The organism is Streptomyces sp. NPDC028289, assembly GCF_055565975.1.
This window is the reverse complement of record NZ_JBVHTI010000007.1, coordinates 21,047-39,012: the sequence shown is the minus strand read 5'-3', so window position 1 is coordinate 39,012 and position 17,966 is coordinate 21,047. Positions and strand designations below refer to the sequence as shown.

Here is a 17,966-nt window from a genome sequence, read left to right as displayed (position 1 = left end):
CATGCCCGCCTCGGCCCGCCGGGCGGTCGCCGTCAGCCCTCCTGGCAGTCGTCCGGCCCCTTCGGTGCCTTCACGCCGAGGAGGTGGGCCGCCTCGGTCGTCGTCGTGTGCGGTGAGACCAGTTGCCGCCAGTGGGACTTCACCCGGGCCGCCACCGTGTCGTGCGGCTCGCGGAACAGCTCGCGTACGACCTCGGTCTGCTGGGCCGAGACGGACATGCTGCCGCCGTCCGGGGTGAGGACCGCGGCCGGGCCCGAGAGGCTGTCGTCGATGCGCAGGCGGCGGAAGGTGTCCTCGGGGGCGGGGTCGGTGGCCAGGGCCAGCCACATCGTGGTGACCGGGCGGGCGTCGCACATCTCGACGGAGGCCCGCTCGTTGCCGGCGACCAGGACCCGGGCGACCCCGACCGCGAACTCGGGGACCCGGTTGCCGCCCCACTGGGTGCCGACGGTGACCGTCCCGGGGGTGGAGCTCGTCGGGAGGGTGGCGTCCGTGGTCAGGTCGGTGATCTCCTGGATGCGCTGACGGACGGTGAGGCGGGTGGTCGCCTGTGCACCGCCGGCCTCGGACTGGACCCGGTGCACCACTCCGGCCCAGTCGACCGGCCAGCCCTTCCAGTCGGGGTACGCGCAGTACCGGGAGCCGGCCCGCTCGACGCACGTCTGGAACGTCGCCGGATGGTCCGCCTCCGCCTTCCGCCGGGCCTGCAGACCCGTGGAGTCCCCCGCCGCCTGTCCGACCACGCCGGTCACCGCCGCCGCCAGGGCCACGGCCGTCGCCGCCTTCAGGAGCCGCGCCCGGCCGCCGGCCACCAGCATCGCCGCGCACACCGACAGCACCGCGAGCCCCAGCAGATACAGCGCGTGCCAGCCCGCCGGGCGGCCCAGCAGTTCGCCCGGAACCGGGGTGCCGCCGTTCTGCAGCACCGCCGGCCACAGCCAGTCCACACCGTGCGTGCCCGAACCGCCGGGCAGCAGGCCGGCGACCAGCCCGATCGCGAGCAGGAAGAGCAGCGGGGCCGCCGGGTGGGGCAGGATTCGGGCCAGCAGCACGCCGAACCCACCGGCGAGCAGGACGGTCAGCGGGGCCACCGCCAGTTCGAAGACCGAGCCGTGGCCGACCGCGCCCGGCCGCAGCGCCGCGCGGGCGAACTGGACGTCGACCACCAGGGCCACGCCGACCGCGAAGGGCACGACGGACAGGGCGTGGGCGAGCGTACGGCGCGCGGGCGACATCGCCAGCACCCCGAACTGCTCCTCCAGGCCGCGCCGCCGGTTGAGCAGCGCCGCCCGGTGCACGCACACCAGCAGGGCCACGGCGAACAGCTCCGGGCCGCCCTGGGTGGAGCGGTCCACGTCGTGCAGGACGGGATAGGCGTCCATGCCCTCGTTGTGGCCGAACAGGCCGTACCCGACGTAGGCGAGGTACAGCAGGCCGAAGACCAGCAGCGGGATCTGGAGGAGGAGCTGACGGGCCTCGAACACGGCCAGGGCGAAGACGGACGCGGACGCGGTGTCGCGTTCGCGGTCCGCACGCCCGGCCGTCTCCGGCTCCGTCACGAGTGCCGTCGTCATGCCGCCGCCACCTCCGTGCCCGCCGTGCCCGCCGGGTTCTCCGCGTCGAGGACCAGCAGGTAGCCGTCCTCCAGGGTCGGTTCGAGCAGGTCGGCGCCGGTGGGCGGGTCGCCGACGTTGCGGAAGGCGCCGGTGCCGGTGCGCCAGCCCGCCCGTGCGCCCCGGGCGCGTTCCGTGCTGCTCCACACGTGTCCGGCCGCGCGGGCGGTCAGTTCGGCCGGCGTGCCGTCGAAGCGGACCCGGCCGCCGGCCAGCACGATCACCCGGTTGCAGAGCATCGCGACGTCCTCGGTCTGGTGGGTGGACAGCAGGACCGTCCGGCCCTCGCCGGCCTCCGCGACCAGCTCCCGGAACCGCATGCGCTGTTCGGGGTCGAGTCCCACCGTCGGCTCGTCCAGGACCAGGAACCGGGGGTCGCCGACGAGCGCGGCGGCCAGCGCGACCCGCTGCCGCATCCCGCCGGAGAGCCGCTTGATCCGCCTGCCGCGTACGTCGGCCAGGCCGACCTGGTCCAGGACGCGCCGCACCTCCCGGTGGCGTCCGACGCGGTCGGTGAGCTCCTTGAGGATGGCGACGTAGTCCACGAACTCGAAGGCCGTGAAGTCCGGGTGGAAGCCGGGGGTCTGCGGGAGGTAGCCGAGCGTGCGGCGGACCGCGAGCCGGCCGGCCGGGGTGGCCGGGTCCTGGCCGTGCACCGTGAAGGCGCCGCCGTCCGGCGGTACGGCGGTGGCGAGGACCTTCAACAGGGTGGTCTTCCCGGCCCCGTTGGGTCCGAGCAGGCCGGTGACGCCGTCCGTCAGGGACAGGGTGACGCCGTCGAGCGCCGGGGTGCCGCCGTAGCGCACGGTGAGGCCGGCGGCGGAGACGGTGGTGTTCAACGTGGGACTCCAGCGGTCAGTAGGGCTTGGCGTCGAAGCGGTCCCGCGCCTGGTGGAGCAGGAGCGTCGCGAGTGCGGCGAGCGCGGCGGCCACCGACTGCCCGGCCGTGGTGAAGGCGGCCGGTGTGTGCGCCGGGTGCATCGCCGCCACCGCCATCAGGGCCGTCCACACCCCGCCGACCAGTCCGGGCCCGAGCAGCGGGCCCAGCCGGGCGGAGAGGGCGAGGCCGGCCGCGGTGAGCGCCAGGGCGGGCAGCAGCCAGCCGAAGGCGAGCAGACCGTAGCCGGGCAGGGCCAGCGCGGCCAGGCAGTTGAGGCCGAGCGAGGCGGTCAGCGCGGCCACGGTGCGGATCATCAGCAGCCGGAAGCCGTGCGTCGGGGCCACTGCGGCCATCTCGTACGTCGGGTCGAGGACCGGGCCGTACGACAGCGCCACCGCGCCGAGCGGGAGCAGCGGGGCGAGGGCCAGGAACAGCGCCGGGGCGTCCACCGCGTGGACCACCAGGACCGTCGCCGCCAGCACGAAGGCCACCGAGGCCAGCCAGGAGCGGCGGAGCACCGGGGTCGCGGTGAGCAGTTGTGCGGTGTGGTCGGCGACCCCGAGGCGGACCAGGAGCCGTTGGCCCGGGCCGGGCCGCGGCGCGTCGAGTTCGGCGTCCAGGCGCTCCCAGCCGGCGTCCAGCGCGACCGGGTCCGACACGGACGCCAGTACCGCCCTGCACTCGGTGCAGGAACCGACGTGGGTGTCGGCCGACCACAGCAGCGGCGGCGCCAACTCGCCGTGCGCGTACGCCCGTAGATCCTCTTCAGACACGTGCCAGGTCATGCCAGCTCCTCCCGCAGCTGCTTGCGCGCCCGCATCGCGCGGGTCTTGACCGTCCCCGGTGGTATGCCGAGCAGGACCGCGGCCTCCCGGGTGGTCAGTCCGTCAATCACCGTCGCCTGGAGCACCGCCCGCAGTTCGGGCGAGAGCCGGACCAGGGCCCCGGCGAGGTCCCCGTGCTCCACCCCCGCGAGCACGCGTTCCTCCGCCGAGGCCTCGTCCCGGTGCCGCAGCCGGGCCAGTGCCTGCCGCAGCCGGCCGCGGGCCCCGTCGCCGCGCAGCGCGTCGACCAGCCGGCGCGACCCGATGCGCCACAGCCACCCGGCGGCGTCGGCGTTCACACCGTCCTCGGTGGTCTCGCGGTACCGGGCGGTCCCCCGCCACACCGCGAGGAAGGTCTCCTGCACGACGTCGTCGACCAGCGCCGGGTCCGCGCACCGGCCGCGCAGCCGCGCGGTCAGCCACGGCGCGTACCGCCGGTACAACTCCTCGAAGGCGCGCCGGTCCGAATCCGCCGCGACCGCCCGCAGCAGCTCACCGTCGCTTCTCGTTCCGCTCACGTCTCCTCATCGCACGAGCCCCGCCGATCGGTTCACCGATTCCGGGTTGACTTTCGGGCAGCCCTTCCACCACCCTTTCACTACTCAATTAGTGAAAGGGTGGTTGTACGGGTGGTCGAGTACCGCATCGACCGGCGCTCCGGCGTCGCCACCTACGTCCAGATCGTCCAGCAGACCAAGCAGGCCCTGCGCCTGGGTCACCTCCAGCCGGGAGACAGGCTGCCCACCGCCCGCGAGGTGGTCGAGGCCACCGCCATCAACCCCAACACCGTCCTCAAGGCCTACCGGGAGCTGGAGCGCGAGGGCCTGGTCGAGGCCCGGCGCGGCCTCGGCACCTTCGTGAAGCGCTCGCTCGGCACCGCCCCGGCCGCCGAGTCCCCCCTGCACGGGGAGCTGGCGGACTGGGCCGCCCGGGCCCGTGCGGCCGGCCTGGACCGCGACGACGTGGCCGCGCTCTTCACCGCCGTACTCGAGACACACTTCGCGAAGCACCTCCAAGGAGAGAGTTCATGACCGACACCGCGATAGCGGCGTCCGCGCTCGGCAAACGGTTCGGCCGGCGCGGGGGCTGGGCGCTGCGCGACTGCGCCTTCCGGCTCCCCGCCGGGCGGGTCTGCGCCGTCGTCGGCCCCAACGGGGCGGGCAAGTCCACGCTCCTCGCCCTCGCCGCCGGTCTGCTGGGCCCGACCGAGGGCGAGCTGACCGTCCTCGGCACCACCCCGGCCGAGGCCCGCAGCCGGGTCGGTTACGTCGCCCAGGACAAGCCGCTGTATCCGCAGCTCACGATCGCCGAGACGCTGACGATGGGCGCCGACCTCAACCCCGGGCGCTGGGACGCGGCCGCCGCCGAACACGTCGTGGCCGGCGGCGACCTGGACCCGAAGTCCCGGGTCCGCGCCCTCTCCGGCGGCCAGCGCACCCGGGTCGCGCTCGCCCTCGCCCTCGGCAAGCGGCCCGAACTGCTCCTCCTCGACGAGCCGATGGCCGACCTCGACCCACTCGCCCGGCACGAGCTGATGGGCGTGCTGATGGTGGAGGCCGCCCAGCGCGGCACCACCATCGCGATGTCCTCGCACGTGGTCGCCGAACTGGAGGACTCCTGCGACCACCTGCTGCTGATCGGCGGCGGCCGGGTCCGGCTGGCCGGCGAGATCGACGACCTGCTGGCCGCCCACACCCGGGTCGCCGCCCCCGCCGACGCCGACCTCGCCCCGCACACCGTCGTGGACTCCCGGACCACCGGCCGGCAGCTCAGCGCCCTGGTCCGCCCGGCGGGCCCGCTGCCCGCGGACTGGCGCACCGGCGCCCCCTCCCTGGAGGAGCTGGTCCTCGCCCATCTCCGCAACCCCGAGGCCCCGGCCCTGACCGCGGTGGAGGCCGCCGTATGACCACCCTGACCGCACCCGCACCGGCCCCCCGGGCCCACCTCACGCGCTGGCTGCTGCGCCTGCACCGCCCCGCGCTCTACGTCTGGACGGGCCTGGTCCTGGTCCTCGCCGTCCTGCTCCTCCTCCTGTACGGCCCGCTGACCGACGCCGCGGCCGACGCCTGGCGCCAGTACGACGCCTGCACGGACTGGCAGCGGTGCAGGTACGACCAGAACGCGATCCTGCGCTACAAGGACTGGTACAACTACGCCACCCTGACCGCGGCCGCGGTGCCCTTCCTGGCCGCCGCCTGGGCCGGTGGCGCGTTCGGCAAGGAGCTGGAGTCCGGCACCGCCCGGCTCGCCTGGACCCAGTCCAGCACCCCCGTGCGCTGGCTGACCGTCCGGCTCGCGGTACCGGCCGCGGCCGTCGTCGCCGGGACCGCCCTGCTGGTCTGGCTGCACCACCTGGCCTGGGCCGCGGGCAACGGCCGTATCGACACCGCCAAGCAGTGGTACGACGTCCCGACCTTCCACACCAACGGCCCCACCCTGGTCGCCCTGGCCCTGTGCGGAGTGGCGGCGGGCGCACTGACGGGCCTGCTCTCCCGCCGCACCCTGCCCGCCCTGGGCCTCGGCCTGCTCCTCACCGGCGCGGTCTGGACCGCCGTCCAGCTGCTCCTGCCCCGCCTGTGGCCGACGAGGACCAGCACCGGAGAGGCCTTCTTCGCCCTCCCCAACAGCACCTGGACGGTGTGGCAGAGCCCGAGCGGCACCGTCCCCGTCGGCGACTACCACCCTGTCTCGCACTTCTGGCCGCTCCAGCTGACCAGCACCGCCCTGCTGCTCGCCGTGGCGGCCCTGCTGACCCTGGGCTGCTTCCTGGCACTGCGCCGCCTGACCGGAAAGACGACCGCCCGATGACCGCCCTGCCCGCCGCCCCCGGCCCCGCCCCCGCGGCCGCCTACCGCTCGCTGCGCCGGCTGCACCGCTCCGCGCTGCTCGTCTGGGCCGCGTTCGTGCTGCTCGTGACCGGCTGGCTGCTCTGGCTGCACCTCTCGGAGGTACCGGCCGAGCGGGCCTGCCGAGGCTTCTTCCAGTACTCCCCGATGGCCTCCGGCTCCCTCCCCGGCTGCGACTACTCGGCCTTCACCGACGCCAACAACGTCATCAACTTCCTCGGCGAGGCCCTCACCTACTCCTGCGTCGCCGTCGCCGCCTGGGCGGGCGGTGCGCTGATCGGGCGGGAGCTGGAGTCCGGCACCGCCCGGCTCGCCTGGACCCAGTCCGTGTCCCCGGCTCGCTGGCTGGCCGGCAAGCTGGTCGCGGCCGCCCTGTCGCTGGCCGCCGGGGGCGGGCTGCTCGCCCTGGTCTTCGGCTGGGTGTGGAGCTCCGACCAGGAGCAGTTGGTCAGCAACTGGACCTACGACCGCGTCTTCATCCCGCGCGGCCCGCTGCTGCCGGCCCTGCTCCTGCTCGGCCTCGCCGTCGGCGCGCTCGCCGGGATCGCGCTGCGCCGCACCCTCCCGGCGCTCGGGACGGCCGCCGCGGTGACCCTGGTGACCAGGCTCTACCTGCGCGAGGCGTGGCTGCCGCTGCACGGCCCGCTGCACGGCTTCTGGGCCGTTCATCTCAGCGCCACCGCGATGGTGCTCGCGCTGACCGCCGCGGCCACGGCCGGTGCGTTCTTCCTCTTGCGCCGCCGGGCCGGCTGAGGGACCGTCGGTCCACGCGTACCCCGGACGGGGCAAGGACGCACAGGGCCGGTGGGAAGGTCGTACAGGATCGTCGCTTTCGTGATCCCCAAGGCCTCCCGAGGCTGAGCACGGACGTCCGCGAGCCTCCCGCCGCTATCCCATACGCCATGTCTTCGTAACCATTGGTTCAGACGGACTTGCGACGCTCAGCCAATGAAGCCCGCCGTGCCAGAGCCTTCGCCGCCCCCCGAGGGGTTCGCGGGAAACGGGGTCGTCCAGCTCCCCCCCGCGCGTTCCGACGCGCCTGTCACGCCCCGGGCGCGGAAGAATGGGGTCATGAGTCAGCAGAACGCCCAGGCGGCCGAGGCCCACCCGTCGCCCACCACCACCCTTGGCGGAGGCCCTGCGGGCCGCGGAAACAATTCAAACACCCAGCCCTCCGTAGGCTCCATAGCCGCGCACCGTCCGCACACCGTGGCCGCCGTGGTCTCCGACCTGGAGCCCGACATCGACGCCGACCTCGACACGTACGAGGAGTCGCAGGTCGACGGGGTCCAGCTGCCCCAGGGGCGCTTCCTCGACCGGGAGCGCAGCTGGCTCGCGTTCAACGAGCGGGTTCTCGAACTGGCCGAGGACCCGAACACGCCCCTGCTGGAACGGGCGAACTTCCTGGCGATCTTCGCGAGCAACCTGGACGAGTTCTTCATGGTCCGGGTGGCGGGCCTGAAGCGCCGGATCGCCACCGGTGTGGCCACCCGCTCCGCCTCCGGGCTGCAGCCCCGCGAGGTGCTGGAGATGATCTGGGCCCGCTCCCGCGAGCTGATGGCCCGGCACTCCGCCTGCTACCACGAGGACGTCGCCCCCGCGCTCGCGGAGGAGGGCGTCCACCTGGTCCGCTGGGCCGAGCTGACCGAGAAGGAGCAGGCGCGGCTCTTCACGCTCTTCCGGCACCAGATCTTCCCGGTCCTGACCCCGCTGGCGGTCGACCCGGCGCACCCGTTCCCGTACATCTCGGGCCTGTCCCTGAACCTGGCCGTGGTCGTCCGCAACCCGGTCAGCGGTCACAAGCACTTCGCCCGCGTGAAGGTGCCGCCGTCGCTGTCCCGCTTCCTGGAGAGCTCCCCGGGCCGCTACGTCCCGATCGAGGACGTCATCGCCGCCCACCTGGAGGAGCTGTTCCCGGGCATGGAGGTCGTGGAGCACCACGCCTTCCGGCTCACGAGGAACGAGGACCTGGAGGTCGAGGAGGACGACGCGGAGAACCTGCTCCAGGCCCTGGAGAAGGAGCTCATGCGGCGCCGCTTCGGGCCGCCGGTGCGCCTGGAGGTCGAGGAGTCCATCGACCGCGAGGTGCTCGACCTGCTGGTGCGCGAGCTGAAGATCTCCGAGGCCGAGGTCTACCCGCTGCCCGGCCCGCTCGACCTCACCGGCCTGTTCCGCATCGCGAGCCTGGACCGGCCGGAGCTGAAGTACCGCAAGTTCATCGCGGGCACCCACCGCGACCTCGCCGAGGTCGAGTCGGCCTCCGCGCCCGACATCTTCGCGGCCCTGCGCGAACGGGACGTGCTGCTGCACCACCCGTACGACAGCTTCTCCACCTCCGTGCAGGCCTTCGTCGAGCAGGCCGCCGAGGACCCGGACGTCCTCGCGATCAAGCAGACCCTGTACCGGACCTCCGGCGACTCCCCGATCGTCAACGCGCTCATCGACGCCGCCGAGGCCGGCAAGCAGGTCCTCGTCCTGGTCGAGATCAAGGCCCGCTTCGACGAGCACGCCAACATCAAGTGGGCCAAGCGCCTGGAAGAGGCCGGCTGCCACGTCGTCTACGGCCTGGTCGGTCTGAAGACCCACTGCAAGCTGTCCCTGGTGGTCCGCCAGGAGGGCGAGACGCTCCGGCGGTACAGCCACGTGGGCACCGGCAACTACCACCCGAAGACCGCGCGCCTGTACGAGGACCTCGGCCTGCTCACCGCCGACCCGCAGGTCGGCGCGGACCTGTCCGACCTGTTCAACCGGCTCTCCGGCTACTCCCGCCGGGAGACCTACCGCCGCCTGCTGGTGGCCCCCAAGTCGCTGCGCGACGGACTGATCGCGCGCATCGAGAAGGAAATTCAGCACCACCGGGCCGGCCGCCCCGCGTTCATCCGCATCAAGGTCAACTCGATGGTGGACGAGGCGATCATCGACGCCCTGTACCGCGCGTCCATGGCGGGCGTGCCGGTCGACATCTGGGTGCGCGGCATCTGCGCGATCCGCCCGGGTGTCGCGGGCCTGTCGGAGACCGTCCGGGTCCGCTCGATCCTCGGCCGCTTCCTGGAGCACTCCCGGGTCTTCGCCTTCGGCAACGGCGGCGAACCCGAGGTGTGGATAGGCAGCGCCGACATGATGCACCGCAACCTCGACCGCCGGATAGAGGCGCTGGTCCGGGTCATCGACCCGGCTCACCGGGCCGCCCTCAACCGGTTCCTCGAATCCGGCATGTCCGACTCCACCTCCTCCTGGCACCTGGGCCCGGACGGCGAATGGACCCGGCACGCGACCGACGCGGACGGCCAGCCCCTGCGCAACATCCAGGAGATGCTCATAGACGCCCGGAGGCGCCGGCGTGGCACAGCAACACCTTGAACCGACGGACCCGACGGCCCGGGTGACGACCGGGGACGCCCTCGCGGGCTACCTGCGCGCCCAGGCCACGGAGTTCCTCCGCGCGCTGCGCCTGCACCGGGAGACCGGGACGGTGAGCGCGACGGAGGAGTCCGTCGACGCAGCCCGCGCCCTGCGCCGCTCGGCCCGGCGCATCAGCGGCAGCCTGCACACCTTCCGACCACTCCTGGAGGCCGACTGGTCTGAGGAGATCCGGCCCGAACTGGCCTGGCTGTCGGGCACGTTGGGCCTTGAGCACGCCTACGAGGCCCGGCTGGAGCGCCTGTTGCTGGCGCTGCACCGCCTCTCCGGCTCGACGAGCCTGCCCAACCAGGCCACTTCGGAGGCGGTGGCCGAGCGCGGCAACCTCACGGTGGGCGCGGCCAAGGCGGGCGCCCTCCTCGACCGCCAGCTCACCCTCGCCCGCACCCGGGCCCACTCCACGGCCCTCCAGGCGCTCGGCTCCGCCCGCTTCCACGCGGTCGCCGACAAGGTCGCTGTGCTGGCCAGCGAGGTCCCGCTGACGCCCGCGGCGCCCTCCACCGACCTGCGCCCGCTGGCGTCGGCGGCCGAGGAGCGGCTCACCGACGCCATCGCCGCACTCCCCCTGGTCACCGCGGGCCACCCCTACAACGCGGAGGCCCTGGTCCACGGCCTGTCCCCGGACCCGGCCCCGCACCCCCAGGACGGCCCCTGGCACCAGGTCCGGCTCCTGCTGCGCCTGCACCGCTACGCCCGCGAGGTGCTGTGCGGCCAGGACGCGCCCGTGGACGTACGGCTGCTCGCGGCCGGCCAGGCCCTGAACCGGCACCGCGACGCCTCGGAAGCCGCGGCCGCGGCCGCCTCGGCGGCCCGCACCCCGCGCATCGCCCCCGCGACGGCCTACGCCCTCGGTGTCCTCCACGCCGACCAGCGGCACGAGGTGGAGGCGGCCAGGTTCGCGTTCCAGCAGGCGTGGCAGAAGCAGCGGGTGGAGGCGGTGTGACCGACACCCCGGTGCTGGCGGCGGGCTGCGTCCTGTGGCGCCGCTCGCCGGTCGGCGGCGACCTGGAGGTCTGTCTCGTCCACCGCCCCAAGTACGACGACTGGTCGCACCCGAAGGGCAAGCTCAAGCGCGGCGAGGACGCGGTCACGGGCGCGTTGCGCGAGGTGGCCGAGGAGACCGGCTACGCGGCCGCCCTCGGCAGCGAACTCTCCACGGCCCACTACTACGCCAACGGCCGCCCCAAAGCGGTCCGTTACTGGGCCGCCGAAGCGGGCGAGGGCCACTTCGCCCCGAACCACGAGGTGGACAGGATCCTCTGGCTCCGCCCCCCGGAGGCCCGCCAACGCCTGACCCAGCCACGGGACGCCGAACTGGTGGACGAACTACTGGCGTCGCTGCACAACACCCAGTAGGGCCGCAGCTTTGAAGGGGCGTCAGCTGAGGCACCCCGTAAGGGGCGCTGGGGGTACCCCCGGCCGAAGGCTGGGGGAGGAACTGCCCGACCAGCCCCCACCCACCCGCACCCGACGCACCGCCTCAGCCGCCCCCGGCCACGTGCCCTTCCGCATCAGAACGCGCAAGGCTTCTCGCCCTCCGAGCCGGCCCCCGCCACCCACACGTGCACCGCGCGAAACAGAACCGCCCCTGTTCAACCGTGCCCGCATCGTGTCCCGCCCCCTGCAGGACCCGCCCGGAACCGTCTTCCTGCGCCACACCGACAACGTTACCCACGCCCGGCAAAGCACTGGTATGCGTGACGGCCCCACCCACCCCTCGTTAAGCGGAACGACGCGGGACCCGTGACGGACGCACCGGCTGGGGGTAGGCAGGCAATGGATCGGCGGCAGCACTGGCGCGCTGGGAAGACGGCCGTCACCGTGGGGCTCGTGGTCGGACTCGGCGCCTGCGCCACCGGCTGTGGCGGCGCCACGGCCGAGGGCGCCGGCGGCTCCCCCGGCGACAACCCGGTCACCCTCCTGAGGCACGCGGCGGACACCCTGCGGGCCACCCGCACCTCCAAGGCCACGACCTCGATGGAGATGGCCACCGGCGGCACCCGGGTCACCATCCGCGGCAAGGGCGTCTACGACTACGACCGGCAGCTCGGCAGGCTCACCGTCGTCCTCCCGCAGGACCCCGCCGGCGCCTCCGAGCACCGCCCGATCACCGAACTCCTCGCCCCGGGCGCGCTGTTCATGAAGAACCGGGGCGCCGGGGTGCCCGCCGACAAGTGGGTCCGCGTGGAGACCGCGTCCCTCTCCGACGGCAACCTGGTCACCGGCGGCGCGACCGACCCGTTCGCGGCGGCCGAGCTGCTGCGCGGCACCCGCACCGCGACGTACGTGGGGAAGACCGAGCTCGCCGGGACCGGGGTACGGCACTACCGGGGCACCGCCGACCTCGCGGCCGCCGCCCGTTCGGCGTCCGCCGGCGACAGGGCCGCCCTGGCAGCCGCGGCGAAAGGGTTCGCCACCCCCGAGGTCCCGTTCGACGTGTACCTCGACGACCAGGGCCGGATCCGGAAGCTGCGGCAGCGGTTCAGCTTCGTCAACGACAGCGACAAGGGCACGGTGGCGGTCGCCTCGACGACCCTGCTGTACGGTTTCGGCACTCCGGTGGACGTGAAGCTGCCACGCCCCGAGGACATCTACGCGGGCCGGATCGCCGAAAACCAGCCGACGCACTAGTCAGCGAACGGCTCTGTACAACCTGTGAACTAGCCCGTCCGTGCCATGCGCGTTGTGTAGACCGCTGCCTACTCTAGAGAGCCGGTGACGGCAGAGAAGAGGTGATGCACGTGGCTCCGGTCGGCGGTACGGCAGTTCAGGACCACGTGGCCCTCGCCGAGATCGAGCTGTGCGGAGAGCTGATCATCGCGGCGTCGGCCGCCGAGGAACGGCTCAGCCTGGAGAGTATCGACGAGGTGCTGCGCGTGGCCGAGGAGCGCGAGGCCTACTGATTCAGGCCAGGAGCCGGTCGGGCACGCTCGGGCCCGCTCAGGTCCGCAGCAGGCGGGCGATGGCCTGGGTGGCCTCCTCGACCTTCGCGTCGATCTCCGCCCCGCCCTTGACGGCCGCGTCGGCGACGCAGTGCCGCAGGTGTTCCTCCAGCAACTGGAGCGCGAAGGACTGCAGGGCCTTGGTGGAGGCGGAGACCTGGGTGAGTATGTCGATGCAGTAGGTGTCCTCGTCGACCATGCGCTGCAGGCCCCGGATCTGGCCCTCGATCCGGCGCAGCCGCTTGAGGTGCTCGTCCTTCTGTTTGTGGTAACCGTGCGTGGCCGCCGGCGCTCCGCTTCCGGAGGGCGTCGTGGCGCCGGCCTCGGTGGTCGTCATCGCGTCCTCCGCATCGTCGATACATATACCCCTGGTGGGTATATGGTAACGAACTTTGCTGGGTATAGGGCCCTCGGGACGCCCCCGTGCTGATCACCATGCCCGATGGGCGAAACTGGAGGGCGGCCCATTAGCCGTGGCCGGATGATGCGCTTAGCATCAGCCTGACCGAAACCCATGCATACCGAGGACCCCAAGTGCGCTTTCGTCTGACCCCCAGGGAGACGAGCTTCTACGACATGTTCGCCGCGTCCGCGGACAACATCGTCACGGGCTCGAAACTCCTGATGGAACTGCTCGGGGCGGACCCGTCCGCCCGGGCCGAGATCGCAGAGCGTATGCGGGCAGCGGAACACGCGGGTGACGACGCCACGCACGCGATCTTCCACCAGCTGAACTCCTCGTTCATCACGCCCTTCGACCGCGAGGACATCTACAACCTCGCGTCGTCCCTCGACGACATCATGGACTTCATGGAGGAGGCCGTCGACCTGGTCGTCCTCTACAACGTCGAGGAACTGCCGAAGGGCGTCGAGCAGCAGATCGAGGTGCTGGCGCGGGCCGCCGACCTGACGGCCGAGGCGATGCCCCACCTGCGCACGCTGGACAACCTCACCGAGTACTGGATCGAGGTGAACCGTCTGGAGAACCAGGCGGACCAGATCCACCGCAAGCTTCTCGCGCACCTCTTCAACGGCAAGTACGAGGCGATCGAGGTGCTGAAGCTCAAGCAGATCGTGGACGTCCTGGAAGAGGCGGCGGACGCGTTCGAACACGTGGCGAACACGGTGGAGACCATCGCCGTCAAGGAGTCCTGAGTCGTCGATGGACACCTTCGCGCTCGTCGTGACCATCCTGGTCGCGCTCTTCTTCACGTATACGAACGGTTTCCACGACTCGGCGAACGCGATCGCGACCTCGGTCTCCACCCGGGCGCTGACGCCGCGGGCGGCCCTCGCGATGGCGGCCGTGATGAACCTCGCGGGTGCCTTCCTGGGCTCCGGGGTCGCCAAGACGGTCAGCGAGGGTCTGATCGAGACGCCCAAGGGCTCCACGGGCATGGGCATCCTCTTCGCGGCGCTGGTCGGCGCGATCGTCTGGAACCTCGTCACCTGGTACTTCGGCCTGCCCTCGTCCTCCTCCCACGCGCTGTTCGGCGGCCTGGTGGGTGCGGCGCTGGCCGGCGGCACGACCGTCCTCTGGAACGGTGTCGTGGACAAGGTCATCATCCCGATGTTCCTGTCCCCGGTCGTCGGCCTGATCCTCGGCTACCTGGTCATGACGGCCATCATGTGGCTGTTCCGCCGCTCCAACCCGCACAAGGCGAAGCGCAGCTTCCGGATAGCGCAGACCGTCTCCGCGGCCGGCATGGCCCTCGGCCACGGCCTCCAGGACGCCCAGAAGACGATGGGCGTCGTCGTCATGGCACTGGTGATTTCCGGCCACGAGACGTACGGCGACCCGATCCCGGCCTGGGTCAAGATCGTCTGCGCCCTCATGCTCTCCCTCGGCACCTACGCCGGCGGCTGGCGCATCATGCGCACCCTCGGCCGCAAGATCATCGAACTCGACCCGCCCCAGGGCTTCGCCGCCGAGGCCACCGGTGCCTCGATCATGTTCACCACGGCGTACCTCTTCAAGGCGCCGATCTCCACCACGCACGTCATCACCTCGGCCATCATGGGCGTCGGCGCGACGAAGCGCGTGAACGCGGTCCGCTGGGGCGTCGCCAAGAACATCGTCCTGGGCTGGTTCATCACCATGCCGGCAGCGGCCCTGGTGGCAGCAGCGGCCTACGGCATCGTGCACCTGGCGTTCCTGTAGCCCCTCGGCCCACCCGCCCACCCGACTCGGTCCGCCGAAAAGCGAGGTGGAGGCGCAAGGGGCGGGCGTGAGTTGACAGCGAAGGCGTCTCAGGAACGGTCCAGACAGCGCCCGCAAGGCGCGCGGGGAACTGCGCGACCAGCCACGACGCGCCCGCGGCCAAGGCCCGGACACAGCCCCGCAAGGCGCGCGGGGAACTGCGCGACCAGCCACGACGCGCCCGCGGCCGCCGTGCGGCGGTGCCACCCACCCTCGACCTCGCCTCTCTCGAAGAACCGAGTCGGGTGGGCGGGTGGGCACGGAGAACGCAGGTGGGCCCGCCCCCGGGAGCCAGGGGCGGGCCCTTTGCATCCTCGCGGTGGCACCGCCATGCAGCACCGCGAGGGGTCAGTTCCGGCTCAGCCGAATCGCCCGGAGATGTAGTCCTCGGTGGCCTGGACCGACGGGTTGGAGAAGATCCGCTCCGTGTCGTCGATCTCGATCAGCTTGCCGGGCTGGCCGACCGCGGCCAGGTTGAAGAACGCCGTGCGGTCCGAGACCCGCGCCGCCTGCTGCATGTTGTGCGTCACGATGACGATCGTGAAGCGCTCCTTCAGCTCACCGATCAGGTCCTCGATGGCGAGGGTCGAGATCGGGTCGAGCGCCGAGCAGGGCTCGTCCATGAGCAGCACCTTCGGCTCGACCGCGATCGCGCGGGCGATGCACAGACGCTGCTGCTGACCGCCGGAGAGACCGGAGCCCGGCTTGTTCAGGCGGTCCTTCACCTCGTTCCAGAGGTTCGCGCCCTTGAGCGACTTCTCGACGATGTCGGTCAGCTCGCTCTTCTTGAAGTTGCCGTTCAGCCGCAGACCCGCGGCCACGTTGTCGAAGATCGACATCGTGGGGAACGGGTTCGGGCGCTGGAACACCATGCCGACCTCGCGGCGCACCGCCACCGGGTCGATGTTGGCGCCGTACAGGTTCTCGTCGTCGAGGAGGACCTTGCCCTCGACGCGGCCGCCGGGGGTGACCTCGTGCATGCGGTTGAGCGTGCGCAGGAACGTCGACTTGCCGCAGCCGGAGGGGCCGATGAACGCCGTGACGGTGCGCGGCTCGATGTTCATCGAGATGTCTTCGATGGCCTTGTGGGAGCCGTAGTAGGCGGTGAGCCCGCTTACGTCGATTCGCTTGGACATTACTTCTTCACTTCCAGGGAGTCGGTCGCTGCAGGCCGGTCAGCGACCGGTCTTGGGGGCCTTCCAGCGGGCGATGCCGCGGGCCACCAGGTTCAGGATCATCACGAAGGCGATCAGCGTGAGCGAGGCCGCCCAGGCACGGTCGTAGGCCGCGTTGGCACCGGCGCTGTCCGCGTACTGCTGGTAGATGAACAGCGGCAGCGACGACTGCGCACCCTCGAAGGGGTTGTTGTTGATGAACGGGTTGCCGAACACCAGCAGCAGCACCGGCGCGGTCTCACCCGCGATACGGGCGATGGCCAGCATGACACCGGTCGTGATACCGCCGATGGAGGTCGGCAGGACCACCTTCAGGATGGTGCGCCACTTGGGCACGCCGAGCGCCAGGGACGCCTCGCGCAGCTCGTTCGGGACGAGCTTGAGCATCTCCTCGGTGGAGCGCACGACCACCGGCATCATCAGGATGGCCAGGGCCAGCGATCCGGCGAAGCCGAAGGGCTGCATGTCGAAGATCAGCATGAGGCTGAGGATGAACAGACCCGCGACGATCGACGGGATACCGGTCATCACGTCCACGAAGAACGTGACGGCCTTCGCGAGGCGACCGCGTCCGTACTCGACGAGGTAGACCGCGGTGAGGATGCCGATCGGCGCACCGATCAGGGTGGCGAGGCCGACCTGCTCCAGGGAGCCGATGATGGCCGCGTAGGCACCACCGCCGGTGTCGGCGTTGGCGACGACGCCCATGGAGTGGCTGAGGAAGTAGGGGTCCAGGACCTTCACACCGCGCGAGATGGTCACCCAGATCAGGGAGACCAGTGGGACCACGGCGATGACGAAGGCAACCCAGACCAGAGAGGTCGCGACCCGGTCCTTGGCCTGCCGGCGGCCCTCGACGCGGGCGGCGACGACATAGGTGCCGAGGACGTAGAGGAGGCCGGCGATCAGGCCCCACTGGACCTTGCTGTCCAGGCCGCCCACGAGGCCGATGACCACACCGAGGAGGATGGATCCGGCGACGATGGCGTAGGGGGACCACTTCGGGAGGCTGGCGCCGCGCAGGGTGCTCGCGCGCCTGTCGACTGCTGCGGTGCTCATGCGTTGGCCCCCGAGTACTCTGCGCGGCGCTGGATGATGATGCGGGCCGCGCCGTTGACCAGCAGGGTGATGACGAAGAGGACCAGACCGGAGGCGATGAGCGCGTCACGGCCGTCCGAGGTCGCCTCGCCGAACTTGCTGGCGATGTTCTGGGCGAAGGTGCCGCCGCCCGGGTTGAGCAGGCTGGCGTGGATGTCGAAGTCCGGGGAGAGCACGGTGGCGACGGCCATCGTCTCGCCGAGCGCGCGGCCGAGGCCGAGCATCGAGGCGGAGATCACGCCGGAGCGCCCGAAGGGCAGCACCGACATGCGGACGACCTCCCAGCGGGTGGCGCCGAGGGCCAGGGCGGCCTCTTCGTGCATCTGCGGGACCTGGCGGAAGACCTCGCGGCTCACGTTGGTGATGATCGGCAGGATCATGATCGCGAGCAGGATCGAGACGGTCAGGATCGAGCGCGGGGCGCCGCCGTCCCAGGAGAAGATCCCGGTCCAGCCGAAGTAGTCGTTCAGCCAGCTGAACAGGCCGGTCATGTGCGGCACGAGGATCAGCGCGCCCCAGAGGCCGTACACGATGGACGGCACGGCGGCGAGCAGGTCGATCACGAACGCGACGGGGCCGGCCAGGCGGCGCGGCGCGTAGTGCGTGATGAACAGCGCGATCGCGACCGCGATCGGGACCGCGACGGCCATGGCGATGATCGAGGAGACGATCGTGCCGAAGGCGAGGACCGCGATGCCGAAGGTCGGCGGGATGAGGTTGGTGTTCCACTCGAAGGTGGTGAGGAAGTTGCCGTGGTCGCGGTTGATCGCGAGGGCGGCCCGGTAGGTGAGGAAGACCGCGATCGCGGCCATGATCACCAGGAGCAGGATGCCGGAACCGCGGGAGAGACCGAGGAAGACTCGGTCACCGGCCCGGGTGGCGCCGCGCGCGTTGCGCTTCTGCTCGGCAACGGAGGGCTGTGGGGGCGGAGGGGGAGAGGCGTCTGCTGTCTGCGTCGATATGTCCAT

Annotated in this window: 19 protein-coding genes; 11 read left to right on the top strand and 8 right to left on the bottom strand. The window is 71.8% G+C overall.

What is annotated here, in order from left to right:
• Nucleotides 1–32: 32 nt before the first annotated feature.
• The 4 genes from ACZ4UV_RS33265 to ACZ4UV_RS33250 are packed head-to-tail and all read right to left on the bottom strand — an operon-like array spanning nt 33 to nt 3,835.
• Nucleotides 33–1,574, bottom strand: coding sequence for an ABC transporter permease (locus tag ACZ4UV_RS33265; protein WP_467843007.1), 1,542 nt, complete (start codon nt 1,572–1,574; stop codon nt 33–35).
• A complete protein-coding gene (locus ACZ4UV_RS33260) occupies nt 1,571–2,452 on the bottom strand; it encodes an ABC transporter ATP-binding protein (protein ID WP_467843004.1) in 882 nt (293 codons plus the stop codon). The genes ACZ4UV_RS33265 and ACZ4UV_RS33260 overlap by 4 nt, the downstream gene beginning before the upstream one ends.
• A 16-nt stretch (nt 2,453–2,468) precedes the next feature.
• On the bottom strand, nt 2,469–3,278 hold the full coding sequence (locus ACZ4UV_RS33255) for a cupin domain-containing protein (protein ID WP_467843001.1): 810 nt from the start codon (nt 3,276–3,278) through the stop codon (nt 2,469–2,471).
• Nucleotides 3,275–3,835 carry an RNA polymerase sigma factor gene (locus ACZ4UV_RS33250; protein ID WP_351497770.1) on the bottom strand — a complete coding sequence of 187 codons (561 nt, stop codon included), beginning with the start codon at nt 3,833–3,835 and terminating at the stop codon, nt 3,275–3,277. The genes ACZ4UV_RS33255 and ACZ4UV_RS33250 overlap by 4 nt, the downstream gene beginning before the upstream one ends.
• Before the next feature lie 111 nt (nt 3,836–3,946).
• Between ACZ4UV_RS33250 and ACZ4UV_RS33245 the strand changes: the two genes are divergently transcribed.
• From ACZ4UV_RS33245 to ACZ4UV_RS33205, 9 genes are all read left to right on the top strand, one after another.
• Nucleotides 3,947–4,348, top strand: a complete 402-nt coding sequence (locus ACZ4UV_RS33245; protein ID WP_390042366.1) for a GntR family transcriptional regulator — start codon at nt 3,947–3,949, stop codon at nt 4,346–4,348.
• Entirely contained in the window at nt 4,345–5,223 is an 879-nt protein-coding gene (locus tag ACZ4UV_RS33240) for an ABC transporter ATP-binding protein (protein WP_451017908.1), read from the top strand. Before ACZ4UV_RS33245 ends, ACZ4UV_RS33240 begins: the two co-directional genes overlap by 4 nt.
• A complete protein-coding gene (locus ACZ4UV_RS33235) occupies nt 5,220–6,125 on the top strand; it encodes an ABC transporter permease (protein WP_467842995.1) in 906 nt (301 codons plus the stop codon). Before ACZ4UV_RS33240 ends, ACZ4UV_RS33235 begins: the two co-directional genes overlap by 4 nt.
• Nucleotides 6,122–6,916, top strand: a complete 795-nt coding sequence (locus ACZ4UV_RS33230) for a hypothetical protein (protein ID WP_467842992.1) — start codon at nt 6,122–6,124, stop codon at nt 6,914–6,916. Before ACZ4UV_RS33235 ends, ACZ4UV_RS33230 begins: the two co-directional genes overlap by 4 nt.
• Before the next feature lie 318 nt (nt 6,917–7,234).
• Complete coding sequence (locus tag ACZ4UV_RS33225) at nt 7,235–9,523, top strand: RNA degradosome polyphosphate kinase (RefSeq protein ID WP_451017911.1); 2,289 nt, start codon at nt 7,235–7,237, stop codon at nt 9,521–9,523.
• The gene (locus ACZ4UV_RS33220) at nt 9,504–10,526 is read left to right on the top strand and encodes a CHAD domain-containing protein (RefSeq protein WP_390042374.1); all 1,023 of its coding nucleotides are present in this window, start codon (nt 9,504–9,506) and stop codon (nt 10,524–10,526) included. The genes ACZ4UV_RS33225 and ACZ4UV_RS33220 overlap by 20 nt, the downstream gene beginning before the upstream one ends.
• Nucleotides 10,523–10,939, top strand: a complete 417-nt coding sequence (locus tag ACZ4UV_RS33215) for an NUDIX hydrolase (RefSeq protein WP_451017912.1) — start codon at nt 10,523–10,525, stop codon at nt 10,937–10,939. The genes ACZ4UV_RS33220 and ACZ4UV_RS33215 overlap by 4 nt, the downstream gene beginning before the upstream one ends.
• Nucleotides 10,940–11,359: 420 nt before the next feature.
• Nucleotides 11,360–12,214 carry an SCO4651 family lipoprotein gene (locus ACZ4UV_RS33210; RefSeq protein ID WP_451017913.1) on the top strand — a complete coding sequence of 285 codons (855 nt, stop codon included), beginning with the start codon at nt 11,360–11,362 and terminating at the stop codon, nt 12,212–12,214.
• 104 nt (nt 12,215–12,318) lie between these two features.
• Complete coding sequence (locus ACZ4UV_RS33205; RefSeq protein ID WP_451017914.1) at nt 12,319–12,486, top strand: hypothetical protein; 168 nt, start codon at nt 12,319–12,321, stop codon at nt 12,484–12,486.
• A 37-nt stretch (nt 12,487–12,523) separates the two neighbouring features.
• Here ACZ4UV_RS33205 and ACZ4UV_RS33200 read toward each other — a convergent pair whose 3' ends face one another.
• Nucleotides 12,524–12,862, bottom strand: a complete 339-nt coding sequence (locus ACZ4UV_RS33200) for a metal-sensitive transcriptional regulator (protein ID WP_451017915.1) — start codon at nt 12,860–12,862, stop codon at nt 12,524–12,526.
• A 197-nt stretch (nt 12,863–13,059) separates the two neighbouring features.
• Between ACZ4UV_RS33200 and ACZ4UV_RS33195 the strand changes: the two genes are divergently transcribed.
• Both ACZ4UV_RS33195 and ACZ4UV_RS33190 read left to right on the top strand, forming a co-directional pair.
• Nucleotides 13,060–13,680 carry a DUF47 domain-containing protein gene (locus tag ACZ4UV_RS33195; protein ID WP_366364526.1) on the top strand — a complete coding sequence of 207 codons (621 nt, stop codon included), beginning with the start codon at nt 13,060–13,062 and terminating at the stop codon, nt 13,678–13,680.
• 7 nt (nt 13,681–13,687) lie between these two features.
• On the top strand, nt 13,688–14,686 hold the full coding sequence (locus ACZ4UV_RS33190) for an inorganic phosphate transporter (RefSeq protein WP_451017916.1): 999 nt from the start codon (nt 13,688–13,690) through the stop codon (nt 14,684–14,686).
• 398 nt (nt 14,687–15,084) lie between these two features.
• On the opposite strand, the gene pstB is transcribed toward ACZ4UV_RS33190, so the two are convergent.
• The 3 genes from pstB to pstC are packed head-to-tail and all read right to left on the bottom strand — an operon-like array spanning nt 15,085 to nt 17,966.
• Entirely contained in the window at nt 15,085–15,861 is a 777-nt protein-coding gene (pstB, locus tag ACZ4UV_RS33185; RefSeq protein WP_451017917.1) for a phosphate ABC transporter ATP-binding protein PstB, read from the bottom strand.
• A gap of 39 nt (nt 15,862–15,900) precedes the next feature.
• Nucleotides 15,901–16,959: a phosphate ABC transporter permease PstA gene (gene pstA / locus ACZ4UV_RS33180; protein WP_451017918.1), complete on the bottom strand. Its 1,059-nt coding sequence runs from the start codon at nt 16,957–16,959 to the stop codon at nt 15,901–15,903.
• Nucleotides 16,956–17,966: a phosphate ABC transporter permease subunit PstC gene (gene pstC / locus ACZ4UV_RS33175; protein WP_451017919.1), complete on the bottom strand. Its 1,011-nt coding sequence runs from the start codon at nt 17,964–17,966 to the stop codon at nt 16,956–16,958. The genes pstA and pstC overlap by 4 nt, the downstream gene beginning before the upstream one ends.